The 26,266-nt window shown below is 50.6% G+C and carries 24 protein-coding genes, 3 tRNA genes and 1 pseudogene; 2 read left to right on the forward strand and 26 right to left on the reverse strand.

From position 1 onward, the window contains the following. Window positions 1-584 precede the first annotated feature (584 nt). Window positions 585-1,169, forward strand: a complete 585-nt coding sequence (gene clpP, locus TY10_RS22975; protein ID WP_202903225.1) for an ATP-dependent Clp endopeptidase proteolytic subunit ClpP — start codon at window positions 585-587, stop codon at window positions 1,167-1,169. Between the two features lie 196 nt (window positions 1,170-1,365). Here clpP and TY10_RS22980 read toward each other — a convergent pair whose 3' ends face one another. The 23 genes and pseudogenes from TY10_RS22980 to TY10_RS23090 all read right to left on the reverse strand — a co-directional run bounded on the left by TY10_RS22980 (window position 1,366) and on the right by TY10_RS23090 (window position 25,033). Next, a complete protein-coding gene (locus tag TY10_RS22980) occupies window positions 1,366-1,635 on the reverse strand; it encodes an HPr family phosphocarrier protein (RefSeq protein ID WP_042168817.1) in 270 nt (89 codons plus the stop codon). A 110-nt stretch (window positions 1,636-1,745) separates the two neighbouring features. Further along, window positions 1,746-2,675: a DNA-binding protein WhiA gene (whiA, locus tag TY10_RS22985; RefSeq protein ID WP_042168820.1), complete on the reverse strand. Its 930-nt coding sequence runs from the start codon at window positions 2,673-2,675 to the stop codon at window positions 1,746-1,748. 7 nt (window positions 2,676-2,682) lie between these two features. Next, on the reverse strand, window positions 2,683-3,648 hold the full coding sequence (locus TY10_RS22990) for a gluconeogenesis factor YvcK family protein (protein ID WP_272945321.1): 966 nt from the start codon (window positions 3,646-3,648) through the stop codon (window positions 2,683-2,685). 33 nt (window positions 3,649-3,681) lie between these two features. Next, window positions 3,682-4,566, reverse strand: a complete 885-nt coding sequence (gene rapZ, locus TY10_RS22995; RefSeq protein ID WP_042168824.1) for an RNase adapter RapZ — start codon at window positions 4,564-4,566, stop codon at window positions 3,682-3,684. 54 nt (window positions 4,567-4,620) lie between these two features. Beyond that, the gene (locus tag TY10_RS23000) at window positions 4,621-5,571 is read right to left on the reverse strand and encodes an ROK family glucokinase (protein WP_042168827.1); all 951 of its coding nucleotides are present in this window, start codon (window positions 5,569-5,571) and stop codon (window positions 4,621-4,623) included. 184 nt (window positions 5,572-5,755) lie between these two features. Continuing rightward, the gene (gene trxB, locus TY10_RS23005; RefSeq protein WP_042168830.1) at window positions 5,756-6,703 is read right to left on the reverse strand and encodes a thioredoxin-disulfide reductase; all 948 of its coding nucleotides are present in this window, start codon (window positions 6,701-6,703) and stop codon (window positions 5,756-5,758) included. A gap of 269 nt (window positions 6,704-6,972) precedes the next feature. Next, window positions 6,973-8,746 (reverse strand): annotated as a pseudogene (locus TY10_RS23010) (tetratricopeptide repeat protein). Between the two features lie 141 nt (window positions 8,747-8,887). Next, window positions 8,888-9,838, reverse strand: coding sequence for a ribose-phosphate diphosphokinase (locus TY10_RS23015; protein WP_042168833.1), 951 nt, complete (start codon window positions 9,836-9,838; stop codon window positions 8,888-8,890). Window positions 9,839-10,248: 410 nt separating this feature from the next. Beyond that, entirely contained in the window at window positions 10,249-10,959 is a 711-nt protein-coding gene (gene hisIE, locus TY10_RS23020; protein WP_042168836.1) for a bifunctional phosphoribosyl-AMP cyclohydrolase/phosphoribosyl-ATP diphosphatase HisIE, read from the reverse strand. After that, window positions 10,956-11,714 (reverse strand): imidazole glycerol phosphate synthase subunit HisF, encoded by a 759-nt coding sequence (gene hisF / locus TY10_RS23025; protein ID WP_042168838.1) that lies wholly within the window; start codon window positions 11,712-11,714, stop codon window positions 10,956-10,958. The genes hisIE and hisF overlap by 4 nt, the downstream gene beginning before the upstream one ends. Window positions 11,715-12,451: 737 nt before the next feature. Further along, on the reverse strand, window positions 12,452-13,072 hold the full coding sequence (gene hisH / locus TY10_RS23030; protein ID WP_042168840.1) for an imidazole glycerol phosphate synthase subunit HisH: 621 nt from the start codon (window positions 13,070-13,072) through the stop codon (window positions 12,452-12,454). A 1-nt stretch (window position 13,073) separates the two neighbouring features. Next, complete coding sequence (gene hisB / locus TY10_RS23035) at window positions 13,074-13,682, reverse strand: imidazoleglycerol-phosphate dehydratase HisB (protein ID WP_042168841.1); 609 nt, start codon at window positions 13,680-13,682, stop codon at window positions 13,074-13,076. 134 nt (window positions 13,683-13,816) lie between these two features. Continuing rightward, a complete protein-coding gene (gene hisD / locus TY10_RS23040) occupies window positions 13,817-15,103 on the reverse strand; it encodes a histidinol dehydrogenase (protein WP_042168843.1) in 1,287 nt (428 codons plus the stop codon). Window positions 15,104-15,230: 127 nt separating this feature from the next. Beyond that, entirely contained in the window at window positions 15,231-15,839 is a 609-nt protein-coding gene (gene hisG / locus TY10_RS23045) for an ATP phosphoribosyltransferase (RefSeq protein ID WP_042168862.1), read from the reverse strand. 32 nt (window positions 15,840-15,871) lie between these two features. Next, the gene (locus tag TY10_RS23050) at window positions 15,872-17,095 is read right to left on the reverse strand and encodes an ATP phosphoribosyltransferase regulatory subunit (protein WP_042168845.1); all 1,224 of its coding nucleotides are present in this window, start codon (window positions 17,093-17,095) and stop codon (window positions 15,872-15,874) included. A gap of 214 nt (window positions 17,096-17,309) precedes the next feature. Continuing rightward, window positions 17,310-17,825, reverse strand: a complete 516-nt coding sequence (locus TY10_RS23055; protein WP_202903224.1) for an acyltransferase — start codon at window positions 17,823-17,825, stop codon at window positions 17,310-17,312. Then, entirely contained in the window at window positions 17,812-18,489 is a 678-nt protein-coding gene (locus TY10_RS23060) for an HAD-IA family hydrolase (protein WP_238327929.1), read from the reverse strand. The genes TY10_RS23055 and TY10_RS23060 overlap by 14 nt, the downstream gene beginning before the upstream one ends. A 39-nt stretch (window positions 18,490-18,528) precedes the next feature. After that, entirely contained in the window at window positions 18,529-19,515 is a 987-nt protein-coding gene (lgt, locus tag TY10_RS23065; protein WP_042168849.1) for a prolipoprotein diacylglyceryl transferase, read from the reverse strand. A 68-nt stretch (window positions 19,516-19,583) separates the two neighbouring features. Further along, window positions 19,584-20,522: an HPr(Ser) kinase/phosphatase gene (gene hprK, locus TY10_RS23070; protein ID WP_042168852.1), complete on the reverse strand. Its 939-nt coding sequence runs from the start codon at window positions 20,520-20,522 to the stop codon at window positions 19,584-19,586. 119 nt (window positions 20,523-20,641) lie between these two features. Further along, window positions 20,642-21,997 carry a DUF4179 domain-containing protein gene (locus TY10_RS23075; protein WP_081735449.1) on the reverse strand — a complete coding sequence of 452 codons (1,356 nt, stop codon included), beginning with the start codon at window positions 21,995-21,997 and terminating at the stop codon, window positions 20,642-20,644. Continuing rightward, window positions 21,942-22,538 carry a sigma-70 family RNA polymerase sigma factor gene (locus TY10_RS23080; RefSeq protein ID WP_042168856.1) on the reverse strand — a complete coding sequence of 199 codons (597 nt, stop codon included), beginning with the start codon at window positions 22,536-22,538 and terminating at the stop codon, window positions 21,942-21,944. The genes TY10_RS23075 and TY10_RS23080 overlap by 56 nt, the downstream gene beginning before the upstream one ends. A gap of 129 nt (window positions 22,539-22,667) precedes the next feature. Next, window positions 22,668-23,789 carry an ABC transporter ATP-binding protein gene (locus tag TY10_RS23085; protein WP_042168858.1) on the reverse strand — a complete coding sequence of 374 codons (1,122 nt, stop codon included), beginning with the start codon at window positions 23,787-23,789 and terminating at the stop codon, window positions 22,668-22,670. 89 nt (window positions 23,790-23,878) lie between these two features. Then, window positions 23,879-25,033, reverse strand: a complete 1,155-nt coding sequence (locus TY10_RS23090) for a PucR family transcriptional regulator (protein ID WP_042168859.1) — start codon at window positions 25,031-25,033, stop codon at window positions 23,879-23,881. Window positions 25,034-25,271: 238 nt separating this feature from the next. On the opposite strand from TY10_RS23090, the gene ssuE reads away from it, so the two are divergent. Next, window positions 25,272-25,820, forward strand: a complete 549-nt coding sequence (gene ssuE / locus TY10_RS23095) for an NADPH-dependent FMN reductase (protein ID WP_042168860.1) — start codon at window positions 25,272-25,274, stop codon at window positions 25,818-25,820. Between the two features lie 171 nt (window positions 25,821-25,991). Here the strand turns inward: ssuE and TY10_RS23100 are convergent. The 3 genes from TY10_RS23100 to TY10_RS23110 all read right to left on the reverse strand — a co-directional run bounded on the left by TY10_RS23100 (window position 25,992) and on the right by TY10_RS23110 (window position 26,250). Further along, window positions 25,992-26,064, reverse strand: a tRNA-Lys gene (locus TY10_RS23100). 14 nt (window positions 26,065-26,078) lie between these two features. After that, a tRNA-Tyr gene (locus TY10_RS23105) sits at window positions 26,079-26,163 on the reverse strand. A gap of 11 nt (window positions 26,164-26,174) precedes the next feature. After that, a tRNA-Phe gene (locus TY10_RS23110) sits at window positions 26,175-26,250 on the reverse strand. Window positions 26,251-26,266: the final 16 nt, after the last annotated feature.

The raw sequence follows: 26,266 nt of genomic DNA on the forward strand, positions 1-26,266 counted from the left end.
CAAAATGTAAAGGTACATCTTGTTTGCCCGATTTAGCTCCACTTCGGCGATTTCGCCTCGATTCAAATGCACTTTTGCATTTTGAACGCCATTTTAGAGGAAATCAGGCTCTTCAACCTGCACTTTTGCATTTTGATTTTGCGAATGAGGGTTACACTTATCGGAGACAGTTTAACGTCACCTAATTGAATTATCGTGTTACGCACTCCGATTCGCATCATAACAACCATAGGTTACTCAAGCTACTCACTTAACTGAACATTTGGTGCAGCATGTGATCGATAGCTTATTCTGACCCGGCCATTCCTGGTCTAAGGTCTGCGATGGTGGTGTTTACACCACTGTCTGCCATAACGCCCGTTACTCGGCCACACTAACAAGACGACAATCACTACTGCTAGAGCACTCTTCTGTTTCAACGATAAATCAGCCGGTTTAATCTACACTTAAAGACCATAAAACCGCGCGAAATCAGCGGCCAAAAACAATGGTTTGACTATCTTTGACTTTTGAAATGCAATCCGCTATTATGGGAATACAGCATCATCATCTTTGTAATTTTCGAGGAGGGACTTACGTTGGACATGAATTTCGTTCCTATGGTTATTGAGCAAAACAATCGCGGAGAACGCGCTTATGACATTTATTCGCGGCTTCTGAAGGATCGCATCATCTTCCTCGGCACTGGCGTTAATGATGTCGTGGCCAACTCGATTATCGCGCAATTGCTGTTCCTGGCGGCTGACGATCCCGAGAAAGACATTTCCATTTACATTAACAGCCCTGGCGGTTCCATTACGGCGGGTATGGCTATCTACGATACGATGCAATACATTAAACCGGATGTGTCGACGATCTGCGTCGGCATGGCCGCTTCGATGGGCGCTTTCCTGCTGACGGCAGGGGCGAAAGGCAAACGCTATGCGCTGCCGAACAGCGAAGTTATGATTCACCAGCCGCTTGGCGGCGCAGAAGGCCAAGCGAGCGATATTGAAATCCGCGCCCGCCGCATTCTGAAAATGCGCGATAAGCTCAACGGCATTCTGGCTGATCGTTCCGGCCAGCCGCTTGAGCGCATCGAGCGCGACACCGACCGCGACTACTTCATGAGCGCGGAAGAAGCAACAGCATATGGACTCGTCGACAAAGTCATCGAGAAAGTGCAATAATCTTGCAATGTACGCCAAAAAAGGCGGCGCCCATCAACTGGGCGCCGCCTTTTTTCCACATATATATCGAGTCTCGGCCAGCTCAGGCCGTCAATTCCGGTCATTTTTCGCGACAATAAAAAAAGACTGCCTTAGTCTTTACAGACTTCAGCGACAGCCCCTTTAAATTCTCTGTGAGATCGTGAAAAACAAGCGATTATTGGTTCTCGAGCTCTTCTTTGCTGACGAGTGCGACTAAAGCGTTTACAGCCTGCTCGGCATCGGAACCTTCCGCGCTAATGAATACTTCAGTACCGGAACTAATCGCCAAGCTCATAATTCCCATAATCGATTTGGCATTCACTTTTTTGTCGTCTTTCTCAACAAATACTTCTGAGGAAAATTTGTTCGCTTCTTGAACGAAAAGTGCTGCTGGTCTAGCATGTAGTCCCGTCTTAAGACGAACGACAACCGGAAGCCTTGTCATGGAAACCATACCCCCTATATCATAATCAATAAAACATTCACATGTCATGTAATGAAGCCGTTTTGTACATCATTATATCATTATACCAAAGGATGCACTAGGATAAAAGTTCACCCATTGCGTATTTTTTCTGCCATCTCATCAATTTTTCGTAAACGATGGTTGACGCCGGACTTGCTGACATTGCCTTTGAGCAGCTCGCCGACCTCTTTCAAATTCATATCAGGATGCTGGAGACGGATCTCCGCCACTTCCTTCAACTTGTCGGGGAGATTGCTAAGGCCAATTTCCTTCTGAAGCAGCTTAATATTATCGATCTGCCGTACCGCCGCGCCAATGGTCTTGTTCAGGTTTGCGGTTTCACAGTTCACGATCCGGTTGACCGAGTTGCGCATGTCGCGCATAATGCGAACGTCCTCGAACTTGAACAACGCCTGGTGAGCGCCGATAATGTTCAGCAGCTCGATAATTTTTTCGCCTTCTTTAATGTAGAAAATAAAACCTTTCTTGCGCTCGATGCATCTTGCATTCAGGTCGAACTTGTTCGCCAGATCAACAAGAGCATTGCAGTGCTCCTCGTACATCGAAGAAATTTCCAGATGATAAGACGAGCCCTCTGGATTGTTCACAGACCCGCCAGCCAAGAAAGCTCCACGCAAATAAGAACGTTTGCAGCATGGCTTACGGATAATGTCTTTATTAATGCCCAAATTGAAGACGAATCCTTCGGAAACGATCCGAAGCTCGCTCAAAATTTCTTGTACCCTTGTCGGAATCCGGACAATGTACACGTTATTTTTTTTGAGTCTCATTTTTTTACGAACGAGAAGCTCAGTATGCACTTCATAATGCTTCTTCAGCAGCGAGTAAATCCGCCGCGCGATAGCCGCATTTTCCGTAGAGATGTCCAGAACGACCTTGCGGCTGGATACACTGACAGAACCGTTCATCCGGATGAGAGCCGACAACTCCGCTCGCTCGCAGCATGTGTCCGCTTCAATCAGCGTTAGTTCCTTTTTTGTTTGCGCCGCAAATGACATCGTTTTTTCACCTCTTTCTAAGCATCCAGTTTTCCACAAGCTTATAGATATGATGGCTCAAACGCTCCGCATCATGCCTTAGGAATGTCCGGAACAGGACAAGCCGGTCGGCAATAACCTCGTAGCCTCTATTCGTCACTTCATCCAGATCCAAATGAACGGCCTTCGCGCCCATCTCCGCATATTTGTCTTCGACCTGAGGCGGAATCTCGCCATCATTAACGATTACGTAGTCGAAAAGATGATGACCAATATGTGCGTAGATCGCATCCAGATGATCGCTCACCGTGTAATTGTCCGTTTCGCCCGGCTGTGTCATCACATTGCAGACAAACAGCTTCACCGCTTCGGAATCGCAAATCGCTTGCGCCAGCTTGGGCACGAGCAAATTGGGAATAATACTCGTGTACAGGCTTCCCGGACCGATCAGAATCGCATCGGCTTGCTCGATTGCTTCCACCGCTTCCGCAAGCGGCTCTACGTCGCTCGGTTCCACGAACACGCGCTTAATGACTTTGCCCGACTTCGGTATGGCAGATTCACCTTCCACGATCGTGCCATCAGTCATTTCTGCCTTTAGCACAATAGCTTGATCCGCTGCGGGCAGCACTCTGCCCCGGACGGCAAGCACCTTGCTCAGCTCGCGAATGCCAGTAACAAAGTCGCCTGCAATATCTGTCATTGCGGCTAGCATGAGATTGCCCAGACTATGTCCAGCTAATCCCGTGCCGTTGTTGAACCGGTACTGAAGCACTTCGGTTAGAAGCGGCTCCGCATCCGCAAGCGCCATGAGCACGTTGCGGATATCACCGGGAGGCGGCATCTGCAGCTCGCTGCGCAGAATGCCGGAGCTGCCGCCGTCATCGGCAACTGTTACGATTGCCGTAATGTCGAGCGGCTTTTCCTTTAGTCCGCGGAGCATAACCGACAGGCCGGTTCCTCCGCCGATGACGACAATCTTTGGCCGCCTCATTATTTTATGCCTGCTCTGCATCCCATCACCTCGTCAATGCTTATCTCTGTCGGCATCGCGATGGCTGACACGAACACGCTCCGTATCGCTGCTGCCGAGCACTCTTCCCAAATATTCAGCAATGGCTACCGAACGGTGCTTGCCGCCGGTACAGCCAATCCCAATGACAACCTGGCTCTTGCCTTCCTTATGGTATAAAGGAATAAGAAATTGAAGCATATCCACCAGCTTTGTCAGAAAAGCCTGCGTCTCGGGCCATTTCATCACATATTCGTAAACTTCAGGCGTTTGCCCCGTGTTGGGACGCAGATGCTCAATATAATGCGGGTTCGGCAGAAAACGAACGTCATAAATGAGATCGGCGTCAATTGGAATGCCGTATTTGAAGCCGAAGGACGTTACATTGATTTGAAGACTGTTCTGCTCCAGATTTGTGAACCGGGAGACAATCCGCTCTTTCAGTAAAGCCGGCTTGATACTGCTCGTATCGATTACCAGCGAGGCAGAGCCTTTCAAATCCTCCAGCATGCGGCGTTCCATCCGAATGCCTTCCAGCGGCATACCCTCCGGATTTAGCGGGTGACGGCGACGGCTTTCCTTATAACGCTGAACGAGTACCTCATCCTTCGCATCGAGAAAAAGAATCTCGCAGCTGATCGTGTAATGATCTTTAATAAAACGCAATGATTCCGATAAAGCGGTAAAAAACTCGCGGCCTCTCAAATCGATGACAAGCGCGACTTTTCCGATTTTTCCGTTCGACTGCTCAATCAGCTCCGCAAACTTCGGAATGAGCACCGGAGGCAAATTATCGACACAGAAGAAACCGAGATCTTCCAGGCTTTGTACGGCTATGGTCTTTCCCGCGCCCGACATCCCTGTAATAATAACCAGCTTCGACATCGCTCCCGCTTCCATAACTTCCTCCTCTTGACCCGTTGCGCTTACTGCAATCAACGGGGTCGTCTGCTGCTACGCGCGCAGAATAAGTCCTGCCGCGCCTACTACGCCGGCGTTGTTGCCAAGCGTTGCCGCTACGATTTTCACACCGTCTTTTGCTTCGTTTTGCGTATATTTCTCGAATACTTCACGGATTTGATCGAATAGGAAATCACCGGCTTTGGATACGCCGCCGCCGATAATGAAGCATTCCGGATTCAATACAACAGCCATAACCGCCATCGAACGGCCCAAATAGTACGCCGCGCGGTTAACGATACGTGCAGCCACTTCATCGCCTGCTTTGGCAGCATCGATAACGTCTTTTGCCATAATATTTTCAACGAGGGACAATGTCGTACGGTCTCCACGCTCCACAGCATCCTTAGCCATACGGATAATGCCGGTTGCCGAAGATACCGTCTCCAGGCAGCCCATTTTGCCGCAGCCGCATTGAATCGCTTCCAGATCCGGTACGATTGCGATATGGCCAAGCTCTCCTGCCATGCCGGCAAAGCCCTCGACGATTTTACCGCCGATAATAATGCCGCCGCCTACACCAGTTCCCAGCGTATAGCATACGCAGTTGTCAATGCCTTTGCCTGCTCCAGCCCATGCTTCACCAAGCGCTGCTACGTTGGCATCGTTATTCACGAGCACCTTAACTTGAAGCGTGTCCTCCAAATAATCCTTCAAATTTACGTCGCGAATCTTCAGGTTCGGAGCGAATTTTACATAGCCCCGGGGAATATCGAGGAAGCCGGCAATTCCCACGCCAACGCCTTCCACTTGCTCCCAGTTATATGACGATTCTTCCACAATATTCTTAGCATATTGCGCAATATTTTGAAGGATCACATCTGTGCCTTTCGCTGTTTCCGTTGGCCCTTCGTACGTTTGCAGCAACTCGCCTTCCTGATTGCAAATTCCGACTTTAATGGCGGTTCCGCCTACATCGACACCAACGTAAATCTTCTCAGACATTACTAGTCCACCTCATTAATAGGTTATCTTCTCTGTATCCAACTATAAGCGAACGCACTTGTTCGGTCAAGACAACGTGCTGCCAGCCTCCAGCGCATAATGCAGCGGCTCCTTCATATAAAGAGCCCTGTCCGCAGGAATCGCAGTTCCCGCGAAAAGGGCTCGTAATTGCAGGTCCGATCTATTACAAAGACTGGCTCCAGTCTTGCGTAATATGGCCTTCCAGATACCGTTCACAGTCCAGAGCTGCCATACAGCCACTGCCCGCAGCTGTAATCGCTTGGCGATATTTGCTGTCCTGTACGTCGCCGCAAGCGAATACGCCCGGTACGTTCGTCTCGGAGGTGCCAGGCTTCACTTTAATGTAGCCATGATCGTCCGTATCGATTTGTCCATCCAGAAATTTCGTGTTCGGCGTATGTCCGATTGCGATGAAAATCCCGTCAGTCTCAATAACTTCTTCTTTACCGGATTCGTTATCACGGACCTTCAGACCCGTTACACCCATTCCGTTAGCCACAACTTCAAGCGGCGTACGGTTCAGGCTCCAGCTGATTTTTTCGTTATCTTTGGCGCGATCCTGCATGATCTTGGAAGCTCTCAGCTCATCACGACGGTTGACCAGCTCTACATTCGTTGCAAAGCGCGTCAGGAAGCTTGCTTCCTCCATTGCGGAGTCGCCGCCGCCTACGACGATAATCTTTTTCCCGCGGAAAAAGAATCCGTCACAGGTTGCGCATGTGCTTACGCCGCGTCCTACGTTATCTTTCTCGCCCGGAATACCAAGGTACTTCGCAGATGCGCCGGTTGAGATGATGAGCGTCTCGCTGACGAATTCGCCTTTGCCTTCTACCTGCAGCTTGAAAGGACGCTCCGACATATCCACGCTGTTCACCCAGCCTGTAATGAACTCGGCGCCAAAGCGCTCCGCTTGCTTGCGCATGTTCGCCATCAGATCAGGACCCATAATGCCTTCTGGGAAGCCTGGGAAGTTCTCGACCTCTGTTGTCGTCGTCAACTGGCCGCCTGGCTCAGGACCTTCGATCACAAGAGGATTCATGTTAGCACGTGCCAGATAGATTGCTGCAGTTAGGCCCGCGGGGCCTGTACCAATAATTATGGATTTGTACATGTTGGGTTTACCTCCGTTTATATGGATGCTCAATGACTGCCGCTGTGCCGCCATATCGTCCTTCCGATCGCCATTGCCCCCGAATGGTTTGAACAAAGTCCCCTAAGGGGACCATTCGTGGACAAAAGCGAACGCTGTCGCTTCTCAAGGACGATATGGCCGCTCCGCTTCACCATCGCTAAGTTCTAATAAAATGTCATTCAACCTCATGAACTGAGGGGGGTGAAAGAGAATGAAGAGATAACGACTTGGCTTGCTATACCAGCAAGTCAGAGTCGGTGTCGGAATCGCTGGCCGATTGGACGTCCGCAATGGAGAACACGGAGCTGAGCGACTTCAATTTTTTCCTTGATGCCGCAAACCTCGTCGATCTTCTTTACGATTTTTGCTGACTGTTGCAATGGAAGTGTTGTAACGCTGCGATACCTCGTGATAAGAGATCGTACGGCGATGCATTTTAGCAGTTAGGTACTCTAGTGCAGCAGCCCAGCCTTCGACCTTGGTCAGCTTCGGTACGTCAGGATAGACCCGGGACAAAAACTCGACCCACAGCGTCATCAGGTCATGCTGCTGAACGAGATCATAATGCTTATTCATGCGAACGAGTGCTGTCTCCACGACGTCCTGCCACTTCTGTTCCCATACCGGCAGCCTGGAAGGCACCCGGTTCGGCTCGATGACGGTTGCTTTGCCCTCAAGCACCGCTTGAAGCGGCTCTTGAACGCCAATCGTGCGAAGAACGAAGATCGCAATCCGCTTCAAGTAATCGTCCTCGTCCTTCTCCAGCAAGAAAGAACGGAGTACATCCTTTACTTCATTGTCAGCAATCATGCCAAGCGCTTGAATGACCTGAAGCTTTGTATGCTGATCGCCGTGGCGCAGCGCCCAGAAGAACGAGGAGCGCACGAGCGGATCCCGCTTCATATGATCAGGCAAGCCCTCGGAAGCATTTTCCCATAGCTTGAACTGTTCCTCGAATGGCAGATGGTAATGATAGCTGATCGAAGCATTATGCTCGCCGCCCTTAACCAGCTCCAGCTGCTCCATATAGTAGCGGGGGATGCCCGAATCCGGGTCCAGCTTCGCCGCTTGCTTCCACAAGCGCTCTGCCTCCGTATAACGCCCGATATTGCAAGCCGCTACCGCCGCATAGTGATACAAGCACGGGTCCTGAGGCAGCGAGGTATCCTTCAGCAATCGAGTGAAATGGCGGTAAGCTGACTCATGTTCTCCTAAGATGCCCATTGTTGTAGCCAGTTTAAACACATGCTCCTGATGGAACGGCATGGTCTTGCACAGCATCTCCACCAGCGGAGCCAACTGCTCGGTATCGCTTTTATGCTGATAGAAAATCGCCAGATTGCACAACGCATGCAAGTTGCCTGGCTCGATCTCTAAGGCTTCACGGATGGTTTCCATCGCTTTGTCGAACAAGCCCATATAGTAGAAAGCCAGCGCCAGATTATTGCGTGCTGCAAGGAAATCAGGCTGCGCTTCGATAATCTGCTCTAAGATCCGCACCGCCTCGGCGAACTTGCCCTCTTCCAGCAGCATACGTGCCTGATCATGCTCGACCATCCCTTCACGGGATTTGATGCTCGTAAGGCGGGTGGGCCGCTCCAGCTCGAAGTGGAGCAAATCCATCATTTCTTCGGCTTCGTCCAAGAATTGGCCGTCCATATCTTCTTCCAGATAATGCACAAGCGCGCCTTCGGCCGCTTCGTAAAGCTCCATATTGGCGTAGTTGTTCGCCATATAAAAATGACATTCCGTCATTGTCGGATCAAGTTCATCGACGATCCAATTCAGAATGCGATTGGACTCCTCGTAATTGCCCATTTCAGATAATATACCAGCCATGTTGCAATGGTTAACCGGATTGTCCGGCTCGTATTCCACAGCTCTCCGGAAATACTTGAGTGCCTTGTCATAGTGGTAACGGTCCAGTGATCGTACCGCCCTCTCGAAAAAAAACGTCGCGTCCCATTGTATCGGTATAATTTTCGTTGGCTGTTCCAAGGCAGCTCGTTTCTTCTCCTTCACCGGCAAGGCACCTCCCGATCTTCTGATTTTCTACGATTATACCATAGCAACGCCTATCCTAACACGAAAGAATATGTGGGAAAATCGCGGACGTTATAATAACCGCCCGCGATTTTCCGTTAATTGCTATTCAATTCGGCGTTATACGCCGGCATTTTTGAAGAGGGTACTGATCGAACCGCCTTCGATAATAATTCTTGTTGCTTCTGCAAGCAACGGTGCAACCGAGAGTACCGTAAAGCGGTCCGGACGGCTATCCGGCAGCAGAATGGAGTCGGTTACGACGACTTCTTTAATATTGGGATGATCCAAACGCTCAATGGCATTGCCGGAAAATAACGGATGAGTTGCGCATACATACACGTCTTCCGCACCGCGTTCCTTCAAGCTTTCCACTACGTTCACGATCGTGTTGCCCGTATCGATCAAGTCTTCGATAATGATTGGCGTCTGCCCTTTAACGTCGCCGATTACGTGCGTAATGGACGATTCGTTATGCGCAGGACGTTTTTTAATCATAATGGCAAACGAAGTATCGAGGTAGTTGGCGAGCTTCTCAGCTGTGGAAGCTCGTCCCGCATCCGGAGAAACGACAACCGGGTTCTTGATGTTCTTCGATTTCAGGTAGTCGCTGAGCAAGTCCAGCGCCGTCATATGATCTACCGGAATATTGAAGAAGCCTTGAATAGCCGGTGCATGCAGGTCGATCGTGAGGACCCGGTTCGCGCCGACCGTCGTCAGCACATCTGCCACCATTTTGGCCGAAATCGGCTCACGCGGCGCAGCTTTCCGTTCCTGACGGGCGTACCCGTAGTACGGCATAATGATGTTAATCGTTTTGGCAGATGCCCGTTTTGCCGCATCAATCATAACAAGCAGTTCTACGAAATGCTCATTGATTGGATGAGAAAAAGATTGAACAAGGAATACGTCACAATTCCGAATCGTTTCTTCATAGTGAACGTACACTTCCCCGCTCTTGAAACGGGACATTTTGATAGCGCCGAGTGTCAATCCCAAATCCTCGGCGATCTTTTGAGCCAAAACCGGATTAGACGAACCCGAGAAAATACGCAACTTGTCGCTTAACATGATACCCTCCTGAGCGTTTTAAAACCAATTAATAAAATTTGACATGAAGTCATGCTTTTGGCATGGGCTGGTACCCTCTGCAAAAGCTGATTTGCGCCGGCTGTCTTCGGCATCGCGGCAAGCCGGCCGCGTTGATAAAATGCTGCGTCTCCCCTACAAGAACGCCAGCCATTTCGTCTTTACTATACCATTATACATTGTATTTACGATAATTCAAAAATCAGCTATTGGCAAATTTCGACTCTTTATCGCCAGCAAGCGGACAAAACCGACATCTTTCAACACCGGACGCTCATATAATGAGCGTATTGTCCGATTTATGCGGGGAGACAGGGGAAAAGCCGGTCAGCATAGCTGCTCCAGTATGGAGCGGCGCTTCTGCCAATCGGCTTAATGGCTGGCAGCGGTGATTAGCCGCCGGCCTGCTCACGTTTCATTGCATTGTTGGAGGCCGGCTTGCCGTGGCGTCCGTTCAATTCCCGCATTACATCATCCAGCGGAAGTCCGCGTTCACGCAGCAATACGAGAAGGTGGAACAACAGGTCGCTCGCCTCGGAACGAAGCTCGTCATTGTCCTCGTTTTTCGCTGCGATGATAACTTCCGTTGCTTCCTCGCCTACTTTTTTCAATATTTTATCGAGACCCTTCTCGAACAAATACGTCGTGTAAGCTCCCTCCGGACGTTCCGCATAGCGTTGTGCGATAACGCCTTCGAGATTGCCGAGAATCGCAAAACGGTCAGCTTCTTCGCTCTGTTGACCGGAAACGTCTGCACCCTGCACCTCAATATCGTTAAAAAAGCAGCTGTATTTGCCAGTGTGACATGCTGGCCCGACTTGGTCAACCTTCACGAGAAGCGTATCGGCGTCGCAGTCGTACGACATCGAGCAGATGCGCTGCGTGTGGCCGCTTGTTGCACCTTTGTTCCACAGCTCATTCCGCGAACGGCTCCAGAACCAGGTCACGCCGTTCTCCGCAGACAATCGCAGCGACTCGGCGTTCATATACGCAAGCATGAGCACTTCCTTGCTCTGTGCATCTTGGACGATGGCCGGCACGAGGCCGTCTTCGCTCCATTTAATCAAGGACGCAAGCTCCTGCAGTTTCAATTGGTCGGTCATCGAACCTCCACGCCTTTCTGCCGCAAGTCGTCTTTCACCTCACGGATTGTCATTTCTTTATAGTGGAAAATCGTTGCTGCAAGCGCCGCATCGGCATGCGCCTGCTCGAACACGTCGCCGAAATGCTCCACCTTGCCCGCTCCACCAGAAGCGATAACCGGAATGCCCACCGAATCCGAAATGGCCTGCGTCAGCTTCAGATCGAAGCCGTCCTTCGTGCCGTCCGCATCCATGCTGGTGAGCAAAATTTCGCCTGCGCCCAGCTTTTCAGCCTCGCGCGCCCATTCCAGCACTTTAATGCCGGTCTCTTTCCGGCCGCCGTGCGTGAACACTTCCCACTCGCCCCATGCTTCGTTGTACTTTGCATCAATGGCGACTACGATACATTGCGAGCCGAATTTGCGAGCACCGTCGCGAACGAGTGACGGATTGAGAATGGCAGCTGTATTGATCGCAATCTTGTCCGCGCCTGCGCGCAGCAGTCTCTTCATATCATCGACATGGGAGATGCCGCCCCCAACCGTGAACGGAATCGTAATTTCGCCCGCTGTCCGCTTCACAACTTCAATCATCGTGGCACGGCCTTCGACTGAGGCGGAAATATCGAGGAATACGAGCTCATCGGCTCCTTCACGGTCATAGGTGGACGCCAGTTCTACTGGATCTCCTGCGTCACGCAGGTTGACGAAATTCACGCCCTTCACTACACGGCCGTCCTTCACATCCAGACACGGAATAATACGTTTAGCCAGCATATTGCACTCTCCTCTCTTTGGGTCGGTCAGCGCTTTATAGCGCTGCCTTGTATGTTGTGGAAAATGAAATGAAGTTGATTGATTGTAGTGTAGAGCTTGCATGCTGTATCGGCGGCTTACCCTCAGTCGCACACATTAGCACAATTGCTGGAATAGGATTCCTTTATAGTGACTATGATCCGCTCAATAATGCGAAACACATGAGACGGAACGGAATCATAAGGCTCGCAGATCGTTCCACAACGAACTGGATTCGCTTTTTAGCGAAGCTAAATTCGTTGTTGGCCTAAGCTCGGCGGGCTATGGTTCCATTAGCGAAGCGAATTTCGCTTTTCGTGAACCTAGGTTCGCCAACTGCGAAATTTGCTTCGTTACTCCATAGTAACTACATCGCATTAGCTCCTACAACGAATTTCTCTTCGCTAATTTGCGAGGCTGCTTCGCTGGAGACCAACCTCAAGCTTGAGACAGCCTCCGTAGCGAAGTTAGTTTCGTTATTTTGCGAAGTTGGTTCATTGTACCGTGCCTTAGAGTAAAGCAGCTACTACGAAAGCGTAGTTGGTTTTACTAATCTGCGAAGCTGGTTCGTTATCCAGCACCTGTAGAATAAAGCAGCTACTACAAAAGCGTAGTTAGTTTTACTAACCTGCAATGTCGGCTCGTTATCGGGCAATTTTAGAGCAAGGCAGCTCCTATGCGAGATAAGTTTCGATAACCCGCAAAACTGAGCATGAATGCTAGCTCTTCACCGGAACGCCGGCCAGGGCAAGGAAATTGCCGAGCAGCTGCATACCCAGCTCGCCGCTTTTTTCCGGGTGGAATTGCATGCCGTACACGTTGCCTCGGCCAACGATTGCCGTTACTTGCTGATGGTAGTCGGTAGTCGCTAGCAGGTCGGAGGCTTGCTCCGGCTTCGCATGGAACGAGTGGACGAAGTAGACGTGCCCTTCTTCCAGTCCTTTGAACAGCGGGCTTTCACTTTGTTCAAAGCTCAGCTTGTTCCAGCCCATATGCGGGATCTTGTAATCGCCCTGGAAGCGGATGACCTTACCCGGAAGCAACGACAAGCCTTCGTTGATACCATGCTCCTCGCTTTGGCTAAAGAGCAGCTGCATGCCAAGGCAGATGCCGAGCAGCGGCTTGCCGGATGCGGCATATGCTTTCGTTACCACGTCCATGCCCGTCTCGCGCAAATTGTCCATGGCGTCGCCAAATGCGCCAACGCCAGGGAGGATCGCACCGTCCGCCGCCGCGATAACGGCAGGATCAGCTGTAATGACGGCCTCATAGCCAAGTCTCTCTACGGCTTTGCTCACACTGTGCAGGTTGCCCATGCCGTAGTCGATAATTGCGATCATGCTACAGTACTCCTTTCGTCGAAGGCACTCCTTGTACGCGTGGATCGATGCTTGTTGCTTCGTCGATTGCCCGGCCGAGCGCCTTAAACACCGCTTCGATCATATGGTGCGTGTTGTGGCCGTAGTGTACGATGACGTGAAGCGTAATACGGGCTTCAAGCGCCAGCTTCCACAGGAATTCATGCACCAGTTCAGTGGAGAAGCTGCCCACTTGAGCCGAAGGATATTCCGCACGGTTTTCAAAATGCGGGCGGTTGCTCACATCAACAATAACTTGGGCCAGCGCTTCGTCCATCGGTACAAATACACTTGCATAACGCTTAATGCCGCGTTTGTCGCCAAGCGCTTCGCGCAGCGTCTGTCCAAGGCAAATTCCGATATCCTCAACCGTGTGGTGATCGTCAATATCAATGTCGCCGCGAGCTTCGACTTGCAGATCGAATTGCCCGTGCTTCGCAAACAGATCCAGCATGTGGTTCAGAAAAGGAACGTCTGTCTCCAGTTTCACTTCGCCTGTACCGTCTACTGCAAATGCTAGCTTAATATCCGTTTCATTCGTTTTGCGCACAATCTCAGCCTTACGTTGAACGCCGCTGTTAAGCTCAGTCATTATTTCATCCTTCTTTCCAGTTTATAATTCAACACTCGCTTACAGAGGTTGCTCACTGTAATGCCTATAGAGAGCCGCCCAAACGCATCCTGCATATAATGCTGCCGATTTAAGCAGCAGACCTCTTCCCGCTGTTACTGGCCTTCTTGCTCCAAACGAATCTCAATCGCCCGGGCATGCGCCTCAAGCCCTTCATGCCTCGCCAGCGTCATAATTTTGCCGCCGTTTGCAAGCAGCGCTTGCTTGCTGTAATAGATCAGGCTCGATTTCTTCAAGAAGTCGTCCACGTTCACTGGAGACGAGAAGCGCGCCGTGCCGTTCGTCGGGATGATGTGATTGGGTCCTGCAAAATAATCCCCTACTGGCTCTGAACTATATGGTCCGAGGAAAATCGCACCTGCATTCTCGATCAAGCCTAGCAGGCTCATCGGATCAGCCGTCAGCACTTCCAGATGCTCGGGAGCCAATCGGTTCACGACATCGATCCCTGCTTCCAACGAGTCGACGATCAAGATCGCGCCGTAGCTGTCAATCGATGCTCGCGCAATCGCCTCGCGCGGCAGTGTCGCGAGCTGGCGCTCCACCTCAGCAGCAACAGCTTGCGCCAATGACTCTGACGGCGTCACGAGAATCGCAGACGCCATCTCGTCATGCTCGGCCTGCGACAGAAGATCGGCCGCAATGTACGACGCGTTCGCTGCTTCATCGGCAAGCACGACAATCTCGCTTGGCCCGGCGATGCTGTCGATATCAACAGCGCCGAATACAGCGCGCTTCGCCAGCGCCACGTAAATATTGCCCGGTCCGCAGATTTTATCGACCGGAGCGATTGATGCCGTGCCGTATGCCAATGCGGCAATCGCTTGCGCGCCGCCGACCCGGTACATCTCCTTGACGCCCGCTTCAGCAGCGGCTACGAGAATATACGGGTCGATTCCTTCCTTGCCGCCAGTCGACGGCGGCGTCACCATAACAATCTCCGGCACGCCAGCCACCTGTGCCGGAATGACATTCATCAGCACGGACGACGGATACGCCGCTTTGCCTCCGGGCACATATACGCCTACCCGCTTCAGCGGGCGGAGAATTTGCCCCAGCATCGTCCCGTCCGGCTGCAAATCCATCCACGAGTTGCGCAGCTGCTTCTCGTGGAAAACCCGAATGTTCACGGCTGCCTCGCGGATAGCCGTAAGGAAATCCGCGTCTACCTTGTCATACGCCGCTTCGATCTCCTGCTGCGTCACGCGCAGCGACGATGCCTCCAGACGAACGCGGTCATGCTCCTCCGTATAACGCAGCAGTGCCGCGTCTCCTTCTGTCCGGACGTCCTCAACAATCCGGCGGACCGCTTCATTTTGCGCTGGCGATCCATACTCCACCTCGCGCTGCAGTCCAAATTGCTCCGGCTTCATAATACGCATAGCTTCTGATCCCCCTATCGCAGCGGCCTGCACCCTCATTAAGCCCCTCATAAGGAACCTCGCTCAACCGAGCCCAGCCGCATCCTGATTAACTTAAATCCAATCGTGGATCGGATACTTCCCTTACTTATACCTTTGCAGCAATCGTTACTTGAAGCCGGTCACAGAGGCTTTGAATGGCATCGTTCTTCATCCGGTAGCTCACGCGGTTCGCAATGAGACGGCTCGTAATGCCGAATATTTCTTCCATCTCGACCAAGCCGTTTTCCCGCAGCGTTTGTCCCGTTTCCACCATATCAACGATCCGATCTGCCAGCCCAATCAGCGGTGCAAGTTCGATGGACCCGTTAAGCTTGATGACCTCAACCTGTTGGCCGCGCTCGCGGAAATACGCCGAAGCGACAGACGGGTATTTGGTTGCTACACGAGGATTGATAACCGGTTTCCAGTCCGGGAGCCCGATAACCGACATCCGGCATTTTGCAATGCCAAGATCCAGCAGCTCGTAGACATCCTTGTTTTCTTCCATCAGAACGTCTTTGCCGACAATCCCGATATCAGCCACGCCATATTCCACGTACGTAGGAACGTCTACCGGCTTCGCCATAATAAACTCCATTCCCGCCTCCGGGAGCTCAATAATCAGCTTTCGCGTATCGTCAAAATCGCTCGGAATCGGCAATCCCGCTTCCCGAAACAACTTCGATGCCTGCTTGTAGATCCGGCCCTTCGGCATCGCTACCTTCAATATATCTTTACCTGCTCCGCTCACGCCCGGCTGCCTCCTGTCCGTTCGATGCCGGCGATATAGAACGCCCGCTCTGTAAATGTATTTCCTTTATATGAAAAAGCGCCCTCTGACGCTTTGCCAGCTTCCGCTGCACTCATCCGTTCTGTCACGACAGACTGTCCTTCACTGCGAAGACGCTGTGCTTCAGCAAGCGCCTCTGCACGTCCCTCTGTATCGTACCCGATCAGCACACGCGGCGCTGAAGCCGCTGTGTCGTCCTGATCGCCAAGCAGCTCCAGAATGCGCGTTGTCTTAAGCGCAAACCCCGTAGCCGGCGTCGGACGGCCGAACTGGCCCAGCAAATTGTCGTAACGGCCGCCGCTAACGACTGGGAAGCCCAGATCTGCCGCATAGCCTTCGAATGTCATGCCTGTGTAATAAGAGAAGTCGCCGATCATCGTCAGATCGATCAATACATGCTCACATACGCCATAGGCCTTCAACACATCCCAAATCTCGCACAAATGGCGAATAGACGCTTGCGCCGTCTCGTCAATCGTAAGCTCCAGCGCCTGGTCGCAAATTTCCTGACCGCCGCGCAGACGCAGGATGCTTTCCAGCTCGCGCTGCACAGGCTCAGCCAACGACAGCTTGCGCAATTGATCGCGGTAGCCGACATAATCACGGCCCAGCAGGCAAGCTTTCAATTGCTCTTGCGCATCGGTACGGCCAGACAATGTCTGCTCGAACAAGCCGTTCAGGAAGCCGACATGACCGATGGCGATTTTGAACCGCTCCACGCCCGCCGCCTTCAAAGAGGCAATAGCAAGTGCAACAACCTCGGCATCTGCCTCAGCTGAAGCATCGCCAACCAGTTCAACACCGGTCTGGAAGAACTCCGCTTCCCGGCCCGCTTCCTCTTCAATGGAACGGAAAATGTTCGCGTGATACGATAAACGGAGCGGAAAAGGCTGCTCCTTCAACAAAGAGGAAACGACACGAGCGATTGGCGCCGTCATATCCGAGCGCAACACAAGTGTAGTTCCGCGGTTGTTAAGAAGCTTGAACAGCTTCTGATCCGACGTAGAGCTCGCTACGCCAACCGTGTCGTAGTATTCAATCGTTGGTGTAATAATTTGCTCGTAACCCCAACCCGACATGCAGGTCAATACGTCGCGCTCAATTTGGCGCAGCTTCGCCACGGCGCTTGGGAGGTAATCTTTAACGCCAATCGGCTTTTCAAATACCTTTGGTTTCGACATTTTGAATTCACCCTCAAATGCTTTAGTATGTTAAAGTGTTAACTTGCTAATAAAATAAAGTATTTATCGATATTAGCATGAAGCTTCCTATTCGTCAAGGTTATCTGCCTGTCAACTATCCGCTTCCCAATTCATCTATTCATCTTAACAAACCTCACCCCCCGCAGAGTCAAACTCCACAGAGGGTGAGGTCATCTATCTATTGAGGTTTGAATCAGCCCTGAACGCCCGGCTCCCCGCTCCTGCCCGGCGAGCGTTTGATCTCGCGCATCGGATTGCCGCCAACGAACGCATGGGCCGGCACATCTTTGTGAACGACCGAGCCGGCCGCTACAACCGCATGATCGCCAATCGTAACGCCAGGCAGTATCGTCGTGTTAGCTCCAATCATTACATTCGCTCCAATACGCACGCGGCCAAGACGGTACTCACGGATCAAATACTCATGCGTCAAAATCGTCGTATTATAGCCGATAATGCTATTGTCTCCGACCTCGATCCGCTCCGGGAAAAACACATCGACCATTACCATCAGCGCGAAGGCAGTATGCTTGCCGACCTTCATGCCAAGTATGCGGCGGTAGATCCAGTTCTTCATAGGCAGAATCGGGCAATAGCGGGCAATCTGGATGAAAACAAAGTTGCGAACCGCCTTGACGCGGCTGACCGTCGAGTATACCTGCCATAACGCGTTTGGCCCTTCTACCGGATAAATCTCAACGTCCCGCAAGCTTCTCCCGCTCCAATCCGGCAAAAGCGTAAAGTTCCCGCATGTCGTCGATGACATGCTTCGCTCCGCTCTCCCGCAGCTTTTCCGCTCCTTTAAGAGACCAGGCAACACCAACCGATACGACGCCTGCCGCATTAGCGGACTGCATATCGACTGGACTGTCACCAACCATAATGGCATCCGCAGGCTCTACGCCCAGCTTGTCCAGCGCCATTAACACGGGCTCAGGGTGCGGCTTCGCATTTTTCACATCATCAATCGTTACGATTGCATCTGGGACAATATAGTCATACAGCCCGACGAACTTCAAGCTCTTCTCTGTGCTGAGCCTCATTTTCGTCGTTACAATGCCGATGCGAACCCCTTGCTTTTGCAAATGATCCATCACTTCGCCAACGTAAGCGAAAGGCTTGACCAGTTCGTTGTGCAGCCTGTAATTCACTTCGCGGTACGCCGCAATGAGATGATCCACTTGCTCCAGTCCGGAGAAAATCTTCATCTGGTCCGATAGCGTCAAGCCCATGCTTGGAATAATATGCTCTCGTGAAAAACCTTCCGGGACGACGCCCTTCAATGCTTCCAGAAACGAGCGGATGATGAGCTCATTGGTGTCTACTATAGTCCCGTCCAGATCGAACAGCATCGTACGTACAGGTTTTATCACGTGTGCTTTCACTCCTACTTGTCTGAAATACGATTTACGTTATCCTTCCGTCTTAGGCGCGATATCAAGCTCCGCTGCCGCTGCACTTTCGGATGCCGATGCTCCCGTCTCCTTCGTTGATACGATAGGGTCGGAATAACGTGCCGAAGCCGCTCCCGTTACTCTGCGAATGACGATGAACGCAATGGCCGCGATAATGAGACCAATTGCGAGCAGCTGTGAAATCCGTACATTGCCGTAAGCTGGATCAAGATAACCCTGCTCGAACACCACTGTCATAGGCGTCCAAAGACCATTTACGAGAGAAGCCAGCCATGCCGGACCTTGAAAAGCCAAGCTGTCCGTACGCAATGCTTCAATGAAGAAGCGGCCGATAGAATACCAGATGAAATAGCTCGCTACCAGCTCGCCTGCACGCAAAAACTTTTGACGGCGCAAGATAAACAGAATCGCAATGCCCACCAGACTCCAGACCGATTCATACAAAAATGCAGGGTGATGGTAAATACCTTCCCCATTAATATTCATTTGATTGACGATAAAATTCGGCAAATGCAGCGTATCTCGCAGGAAGCTCTCTTCCACCACGCCGCCATAGGCCTCTTGGTTCATGAAATTGCCCCAGCGGCCGATCATTTGACCAGCAAGCAGGGATGGCGCACAAATATCGACCAGACGCCAGAAGCTATAACCTTTATAACGGAAATAGAAATAACCGCAGATAAAAGCTCCGATCAGCGCGCCATATATCGCGATGCCGCCATTCCATATTTTGAAAACATCCATCAAATTGTTTTTGTAATCATCCCATTTGAACGCTACATAATAGATGCGAGCGCCAATAACGGCGGAAGGTACGCCTAGCAGCAACAGATCCATAAAGAAATCAGGTTTGATACCGAAGCGCTTGCCCTCTTGGACAGCAAGCAGCAGTCCGACAAGAGCGGCTGTACCTAGAATAATGCCGTACCAGCGCACATCAATCGATCCTATTGAAAAAGCGATGGGATTAATCATCATACTCATGAGTTATAAGCTCCTTTTCTAATCGCTTGGAATGGGTTCCTCTAGCCAAGCTTCACAGGCACGATTGATCAATCGTAGTCGTCCGCGTCTTCAGCAATCGTCTCCGTCAGCTTGTTCGTAAATTGTAAGGCGGCGTTATAGCCCATCCGTTTCAAGCGGAAGTTCATCGCGGCCACCTCAATAATGACAGCCAAGTTGCGTCCCGGTCTAACGGGTACTGTGACAAGCGTTACATCCGTGTCGATAATGCGTGTCTTCTCTTCATCAAGCCCCAGGCGGTCATATTGCTTGTCCTGCTGCCAGTTCTCCAGCTTAATGACGAGCGAGATCCGTTTTGTATTGCGTACGGCCCCTGCACCGAATAACGTCATTACATTAATAATGCCAAGGCCGCGGATTTCCAGCAAATGCCGAATGAGCTCTGGAGCGCTGCCGTGCAGCTGATTATCCGACGTCTGGCGAATTTCGACCGCATCGTCGGCTACGAGCCGATGACCGCGCTTTACAAGCTCCAGCGCCGTCTCGCTTTTACCGATACCGCTTCCTCCGGTAATCAGCATCCCCACGCCATATACGTCTACGAGTACGCCGTGAATAGTCGCTGTAGGCGCAAGCTTTTTCTCCAAAAAATCGGTAATCCGGCTGAACAGAATCGTTGTCGCTGTATTGCTGCGAAGCACAGGAATTTGTGCAGAGTTGGAATGCTCGATCAGCTCAGCAGGCGCTTCCATTCCCCTTGTTATAATGATACAAGGCGTGTCGTCATGGCAGAGCTGCGCCAGCCGATACTTGCGCTCCTCCGTCGACAGCGTGCTCAGAAACGTTAACTCCGTTTTTCCGAGGAGCTGAACGCGTTCACTGGGATGATAGTCGAAGTACCCGGCCATCTCAAGACCCGGGCGATATAGATCGTCTACCGTAATCGAACGCTTCAAGCCGTCTTCTCCGGATATGATTTCTAGCGAGAAATGCTGAACCAGCTGTGATACCTTTACTTTCTTAGCCATCGTACGGCCTCCTCATCTAACCGCTATATGTCCGTATGTAAGTGGATTTCCAATGACTTCATCGTAAAGGAAAAAAGCGCCGAACGCAACGTTTGACCGCTGCCCGGCGCCAAAAGCATTTATTTTAGTTCAATGTGAATCGGCTCCAGCACATACCCCGGATATTGATACACGTCAAAAGTAAGCGGCTGTTCGTAGTCAGCAACCGGTATCTCATAGTAAATCTCTGCGTCTGCCCCCGTTTCGGTGGTATGCCATGAAGACTGGGTTCCTGCTTTGTCGAGCAGCTTATAAGTCTTGCCCGAAGCATCCCGGAACGTTGCCCCATAATCAAAAAACCAAAATCCATAGCGGGATTCCGTCTCATCGAGATCAGAAAACGAGACCGTAAGGCTCCCTCCCGCCGCGCTCTTTAATTGAAACCGGCTTTCCGGCGTTTCAAGCGTCTCTCCTGTCTCTGTATTAATGACAAACTTCTTATTTCGCTCCGACAGCAGAAGACCATCGGCGACGAAATACAGCTTTTTCGGCTTTTCGAAATAGTTGCTTTGAAAATGAATCGTCATCCCATCATCCAGCATGCCGAAGCCGCCTTTTGAATCCCAGCGTCTGCCTTTCTCGTCGACAAGAGCCAGCTTAATAAAGCCATTCGACTTCTTCACATTGGAGGGATCGGTTTGCACATCAATATTGATCTGCAAGGGCGTAATAACCGCTTTTTTCAAAGTAAACCGCTGCCCGCCCACCTCTAAGTCCTTATTGAGTGGGATAGTCTCCTTAAGATGCTCAAACCGGCTATGATCGACAGGAATGTCTACAGTCAGCCACTGTCCCTCCAGATTCACTTCCAAATGTATCGTTTGCGGTATAGGGTAACCGTCAGCCATCACGATGTCGAACGTGTCGTACATTGTCCCTTCCACTTCGTTTTCGGCAAAATGACTCCAGCCGATAGAGGCGACAATATTTTTGCCATCTCCATCTTGAATGACATATTCCTTGATCTCCGTGTTTTTTGTCACACCCGGTCCTGTACCGGAATAAAGAATAACGATACGCTGATCATCAGCCATAATGCCGCTTACCGTTAAGGTATAACCGTTCTTGCTGTCCGACTTATTCACGGGTTGAATGAATTCATTATTTATTGCGACCTTGAGCGTTGTATCACTTTCGATAAGCTTCACAAATCCGCTGAAGCCCGGAATGTCGCGAAGCATCGCAGCGAAAGCGGGGGAGACTTTAATAAACGCAGTCAGCAGCATGAAGACGCATACGGCCGATAAGAGCATTTGCAATCCGAGCCTCCGCCGCTTAATTGCTACCGAACGTTTGCCGCCAAGCTTCATGCCAGTTTTTATCGCCATATCCAGCTCTTCATCACTCGGTTCATTGTTCTCCTGCTCCAGCTGCTGGCGGTCATTCTGCAACGCCTGAAGCATCTCTTTCCAGTCCCTTTCTGTCTCCCTGTTCATGGTTCTCCCCCTTCCCAATCGCTGTTAAATCGTTTTTCAATAGCTTCAGGCCCTTATGCAGCCAGGTACGTACCGTTCCGTCCGGCTTTTCCAGCAGCTCGGCGATTTCCGTAATCGTCAAATCCCGATAATACTTCAAAACAATGACCATCCGATATTTCGACGGCAGCGCCTTAATTTGTGCTTCCATGTCGATTCGCTCCGCTACATCCGGCAAATTATTTTTCGTACGGTCTTCAGACCAGCCCTGATTATCCGAATCGATAGAAAGCACTTCCCTGCGCTTCTTTTTCCGCTCATCCATGCAGACGCGTATAAGAATCCGAATCATCCAGGTCGTGAACAGCTTCGGATCACGCAGCGACCGTCTCTTTGCCCACACTCTGCATACGGTCTCCTGTACAGCCTCCATGGCATCCGTCTCGTTCCTCATATAAGAATAGGCAATGCCGTAAAGCTGGCGTTTATCGATTTCGATTCGTCGAAATAATGCATCTTCATCGCCTTTTACCGCCGCGGCCGCCCACTCGTCCTTATCCATGCCCTTCCCCCTCCGCGCAACCTCTTGCTGACCATTAGACGCGCATATGGCTCAAACGGTTTTCCTTTTTCCGGATAAATGCAAAAAAGGCTGCCCCCATCGGGAGACAGCCTTGGAATAACGAATAGATTAGTTTTCGAAAATGTTCAGTTCGGACTCTTTGTCGAACAGGTGTACTTTGTTCATGTCCAGAGCCAGTTTAACGCTGGAACCGTCACGCAGTGCGGAACGTCCGTCTACACGTGCGATAACTGTTTCTGTGCCGATACCGTTCAGGTACAGGTACATTTCGTGACCCAGGTTTTCTGCAACCTCGATGTTCGCGTTAACGATTGTGTTCGGGGATGCTTCCAGGAATACAGGCTCTTCGTGAAGATCCTCTGGACGAATGCCCAGAATTACTTCTTTGCCTACATAACCTTTCGAACGAAGAACAGCTGCTTTACCTTCTGGAATCGCAACGTCTACGCCAGTCGCTTTGAATTTCAAGCCTCCGCCTTGCTCGGAAACCGTGCCGCTGATGAAGTTCATCGAAGGCGCGCCGATAAAGCCAGCTACGAAAATGTTTACCGGATGGTTGTAAAGCTCTTCCGGCGAAGCAGTTTGTTGAATAAAGCCGTCTTTCATAACAACGATACGGTCGCCCATCGTCATTGCTTCGATCTGGTCATGCGTTACGTAGATTGTCGTAGTTTCCAGACGTTTTGTCAGTTTGGAAATTTCCGCACGCATTTGACCACGAAGTTTAGCATCCAAGTTGGAGAGCGGCTCATCCATCAAGAATACTTGCGGCTCACGCACGATTGCGCGTCCCAAAGCGACACGCTGGCGTTGGCCGCCGGAGAGTGCTTTTGGTTTACGGTCGAGCAAATGCTCAATATCAAGAATTTTAGCGGCTTCACGAACGCGTTTGTCGATATCCGCTTTTTTGAATTTACGAAGTTTAAGGCCGAAAGCCATGTTTTGGTATACATTCATGTGCGGGTACAACGCGTAGGATTGGAATACCATCGCGATGTCGCGGTCTTTAGGAGCTACGTCATTTACAAGACGGTCGCCGATGAACAATTTACCTTCGGAAATCTCTTCAAGTCCTGCGATCATACGCAGTGTTGTCGATTTACCGCAACCGGATGGACCAACCAATACGAGAAACTCTTTGTCTTTGATATCAAGGTTAACGTCAGTTACCGATGCTTTGTCGGAACCCGGGTATTTTTTGTAAATGCCTTCTAAGCGTACGCCTGCCATGTGATTTTTCCCCCTAAAAGAAATTTCGTTATGCTTATATCTTATCCCACAGCCCAGTATGCTGACTATGCACAAACTGTACAAAAAAACTAATTTCTTTTCGTAACTTTGTACAATAGTAAAATGATTTTAACCAATACGGCATCTCTAAACTGCCTGACATCAAGGCCTGTCTCCTGCTTCAGCTTATCCAGCCGGTAAAGCAGCGTATTGCGGTGAATGTACAGTTTCTTGGCCGTCTCGCTGACATTGCAATCAAGCGCGAAGAAAGCTTCCAGTGTCGCGAGCATCTCCGCTTCGACGAACAGCTCGCTTCTTTTGAGCGAATGCTCCAAATAACGAGAGCGCTGAACCTCCGGAATCGCGTTGAGCAATCTCTCCAACTGAAGCATCCACGGCAGGTGAATGTTGGTTCCGACATGGAATTTGCGTCCGAGATTTATGGTTTCACGAAGAAGTGCCGTCGTTTCAACGATACCCTTAGCCGGACTTGTGGGGTGTGCGACAGCCAGATGGCACTCGCCGATCCATTCGCTGGCGAGCATTTCATGGAGACCATGGCAGATGGACGCCAGACTATCCTCTACCGTCTCCTCATCCTCATCGTCAGCAAGCTCAGAATCCGCATCCCTGAGAAGGGAAGCCGGGCCCCAGATAAGCCATTCTTGATTTTTAAGCGGAATCAATAAAATATCGTCAGCCAGGAAAGAGCGAAGCAGCTTCTCCAGCTCTGAATAGGCAGCTTGCTTCGTCGTATTGGGCTGCTCTGTAATAAGAAGAAAAGGGATCATTTCGGCAAAAAGCTTGCCGCCAGCCGTAAGGCTGTCAGGTATAGAATAAGATGGCTCTTCCGATTCCAGCTGCTGCTGAATCCATTCACTTAATTTAAGTGCAAAGTTCTCGCTCTCCGATAAGGAAGCTGCTGACGTTTTGACCGTTTGATTACGCAGACTCTGTGTGCGAAGTGTCCAGCTAATGAGCTCCAGCTCTCTTTGCTGAAGACCGGGACTTTCAATCTCTATAGCTTCAATCGTTTTGTTGGCATTGCTTACAACGATCCATACCGTGCCATCCTGTTCAACACGGCTGCCTTCTGCCGCTAATCTGCTGTTATTGTCATCGCTATAAAATACGCGGTCAGACTTCTGCGTCAACTCTTCCCAATCAGATTGTTGCAAAGTTACCAAACGAACCGGACAGTTCAAAATGTGCTCCAGCGGGTTTAACCATTCTGTCGTGCTCATTTTTGTCTATCTCCTATCTCCAGCCATGAATGATGCCTTTTTTCCGTCATTGTAACATATACCGGCTGGCAATTTCAGCTATTCCGATAATCATGTGGTTCACATTATTCCCTGACAGCGTTAAAATGATAAGGAAATGAAACGCTCTGCAAATCCGTTGACGCTCGTGTTAAAAGATGGTAGAGTTAATTCAAAGTTAATACATCGGAATTATATTCATTATAAGGAGTGAATCCATATGTCTAAAGTCGTTATCTTATCTGGAAGTCCAAACCCAGGCTCACGCCTGTCCGGTATTACACAATATGTAGAAAGCCAATTGTCCGAGCAGGGCATTTCATTTGAACATGTGGTCGTGGCCTCGCTTCCTGCAGAGGATCTCATCCATGCCAAATTCGACAGCAAGCCAATTATTGAAGCAGCTGCCAAGGTTGAAGCGGCGGAGGCTGTCATTATTGCAAGCCCTGTCTACAAAGCCTCCTTTACCGGCGTACTCAAAACCTTCCTGGATCTGCTTCCGCAAAAGGGACTAAGCGGTAAATTCGTTACTCCGCTTTTCCTGGGCGGTACGATCGCTCATCTGCTCTCGATCGATTACTCGCTTAAGCCCGTCCTTTCTTCGCTTAATGCGAAGCATTTCGGAAGCGGCGTTTATGCGATCGACTCCCAAATTGCCCGTCTGGATTCCGGAGTAGGCGAATCGCAATTTCAGCTGAATGACGAGCTGAAGGAACGGCTTGATGCCACCATTACTGAGCTGGTTGATGAATTGAAACGCAGAGCATAATGTGAATAAAAAGAAAGGCTGCCGCATTTGGTCCAAATTGACCTTGCAGCAGCCTTTTTTAATTAGAGGTTTAGATTTCATACGGAATCAGATCAATATAACATGCATTAGATTTATTTTAGACATCAAAAAAACCCGTCTTTCGACGGGTTCTACGTTTAAAAAAATAGGTGAGCCATGAAGGACTCGAACCTTCGACACCCTGATTAAAAGTCAGGTGCTCTACCAACTGAGCTAATGGCTCTCATAAAGAGAAAATGGTGGAGGGCGATGGATTCGAACCACCGAACCTGAAAGGAGCAGATTTACAGTCTGCCGTGTTTAGCCACTTCACTAGCCCTCCGAAAAACTAAATGGTGGCTCGGGACGGAATCGAACCGCCGACACGAGGATTTTCAGTCCTCTGCTCTACCGACTGAGCTACCGAGCCTTATTTTGTTCTGAAA

The organism is Paenibacillus gorillae, assembly GCF_000513275.1.
GTDB classification, from domain to species: domain Bacteria; phylum Bacillota; class Bacilli; order Paenibacillales; family Paenibacillaceae; genus Pristimantibacillus; species Pristimantibacillus gorillae.

Bases quoted from the DNA above. Each gene is read 5' to 3' on its own strand.
- hisG (WP_042168862.1), bottom strand. From the start codon at position 15,839: ATGCCGAAGGGCCGGATCTACAAGCAGGCATCGAAGTTGTTTCGGGAA.
- lgt (WP_042168849.1), bottom strand. From the start codon at position 19,515: ATGAGTATGATGATTAATCCCATCGCTTTTTCAATAGGATCGATTGAT.
- TY10_RS23090 (WP_042168859.1), bottom strand. From the start codon at position 25,033: ATGAGCACGACAGAATGGTTAAACCCGCTGGAGCACATTTTGAACTGT.
- TY10_RS23075 (WP_081735449.1), bottom strand. From the start codon at position 21,997: ATGAACAGGGAGACAGAAAGGGACTGGAAAGAGATGCTTCAGGCGTTG.
- TY10_RS23015 (WP_042168833.1), bottom strand. From the start codon at position 9,838: ATGTTAAGCGACAAGTTGCGTATTTTCTCGGGTTCGTCTAATCCGGTT.
- whiA (WP_042168820.1), bottom strand. From the start codon at position 2,675: ATGTCATTTGCGGCGCAAACAAAAAAGGAACTAACGCTGATTGAAGCG.
- TY10_RS22980 (WP_042168817.1), bottom strand. From the start codon at position 1,635: ATGACAAGGCTTCCGGTTGTCGTTCGTCTTAAGACGGGACTACATGCT.
- hisD (WP_042168843.1), bottom strand. From the start codon at position 15,103: ATGCGTATTATGAAGCCGGAGCAATTTGGACTGCAGCGCGAGGTGGAG.
- hisB (WP_042168841.1), bottom strand. From the start codon at position 13,682: ATGACTGAGCTTAACAGCGGCGTTCAACGTAAGGCTGAGATTGTGCGC.
- TY10_RS23085 (WP_042168858.1), bottom strand. From the start codon at position 23,789: ATGGCAGGCGTACGCTTAGAAGGCATTTACAAAAAATACCCGGGTTCC.
- rapZ (WP_042168824.1), bottom strand. From the start codon at position 4,566: ATGGAAGCGGGAGCGATGTCGAAGCTGGTTATTATTACAGGGATGTCG.
- TY10_RS23080 (WP_042168856.1), bottom strand. From the start codon at position 22,538: ATGGATAAGGACGAGTGGGCGGCCGCGGCGGTAAAAGGCGATGAAGAT.
- TY10_RS23000 (WP_042168827.1), bottom strand. From the start codon at position 5,571: ATGTCTGAGAAGATTTACGTTGGTGTCGATGTAGGCGGAACCGCCATT.
- TY10_RS23050 (WP_042168845.1), bottom strand. From the start codon at position 17,095: ATGTCGAAACCAAAGGTATTTGAAAAGCCGATTGGCGTTAAAGATTAC.
- clpP (WP_202903225.1), top strand. From the start codon at position 585: ATGAATTTCGTTCCTATGGTTATTGAGCAAAACAATCGCGGAGAACGC.
- hprK (WP_042168852.1), bottom strand. From the start codon at position 20,522: ATGGCTAAGAAAGTAAAGGTATCACAGCTGGTTCAGCATTTCTCGCTA.
- hisF (WP_042168838.1), bottom strand. From the start codon at position 11,714: ATGCTGGCTAAACGTATTATTCCGTGTCTGGATGTGAAGGACGGCCGT.
- hisIE (WP_042168836.1), bottom strand. From the start codon at position 10,959: ATGACCGACCAATTGAAACTGCAGGAGCTTGCGTCCTTGATTAAATGG.
- trxB (WP_042168830.1), bottom strand. From the start codon at position 6,703: ATGTACAAATCCATAATTATTGGTACAGGCCCCGCGGGCCTAACTGCA.
- ssuE (WP_042168860.1), top strand. From the start codon at position 25,272: ATGTCTAAAGTCGTTATCTTATCTGGAAGTCCAAACCCAGGCTCACGC.
- hisH (WP_042168840.1), bottom strand. From the start codon at position 13,072: ATGATCGCAATTATCGACTACGGCATGGGCAACCTGCACAGTGTGAGC.
- TY10_RS22990 (WP_272945321.1), bottom strand. From the start codon at position 3,648: ATGAGGCGGCCAAAGATTGTCGTCATCGGCGGAGGAACCGGCCTGTCG.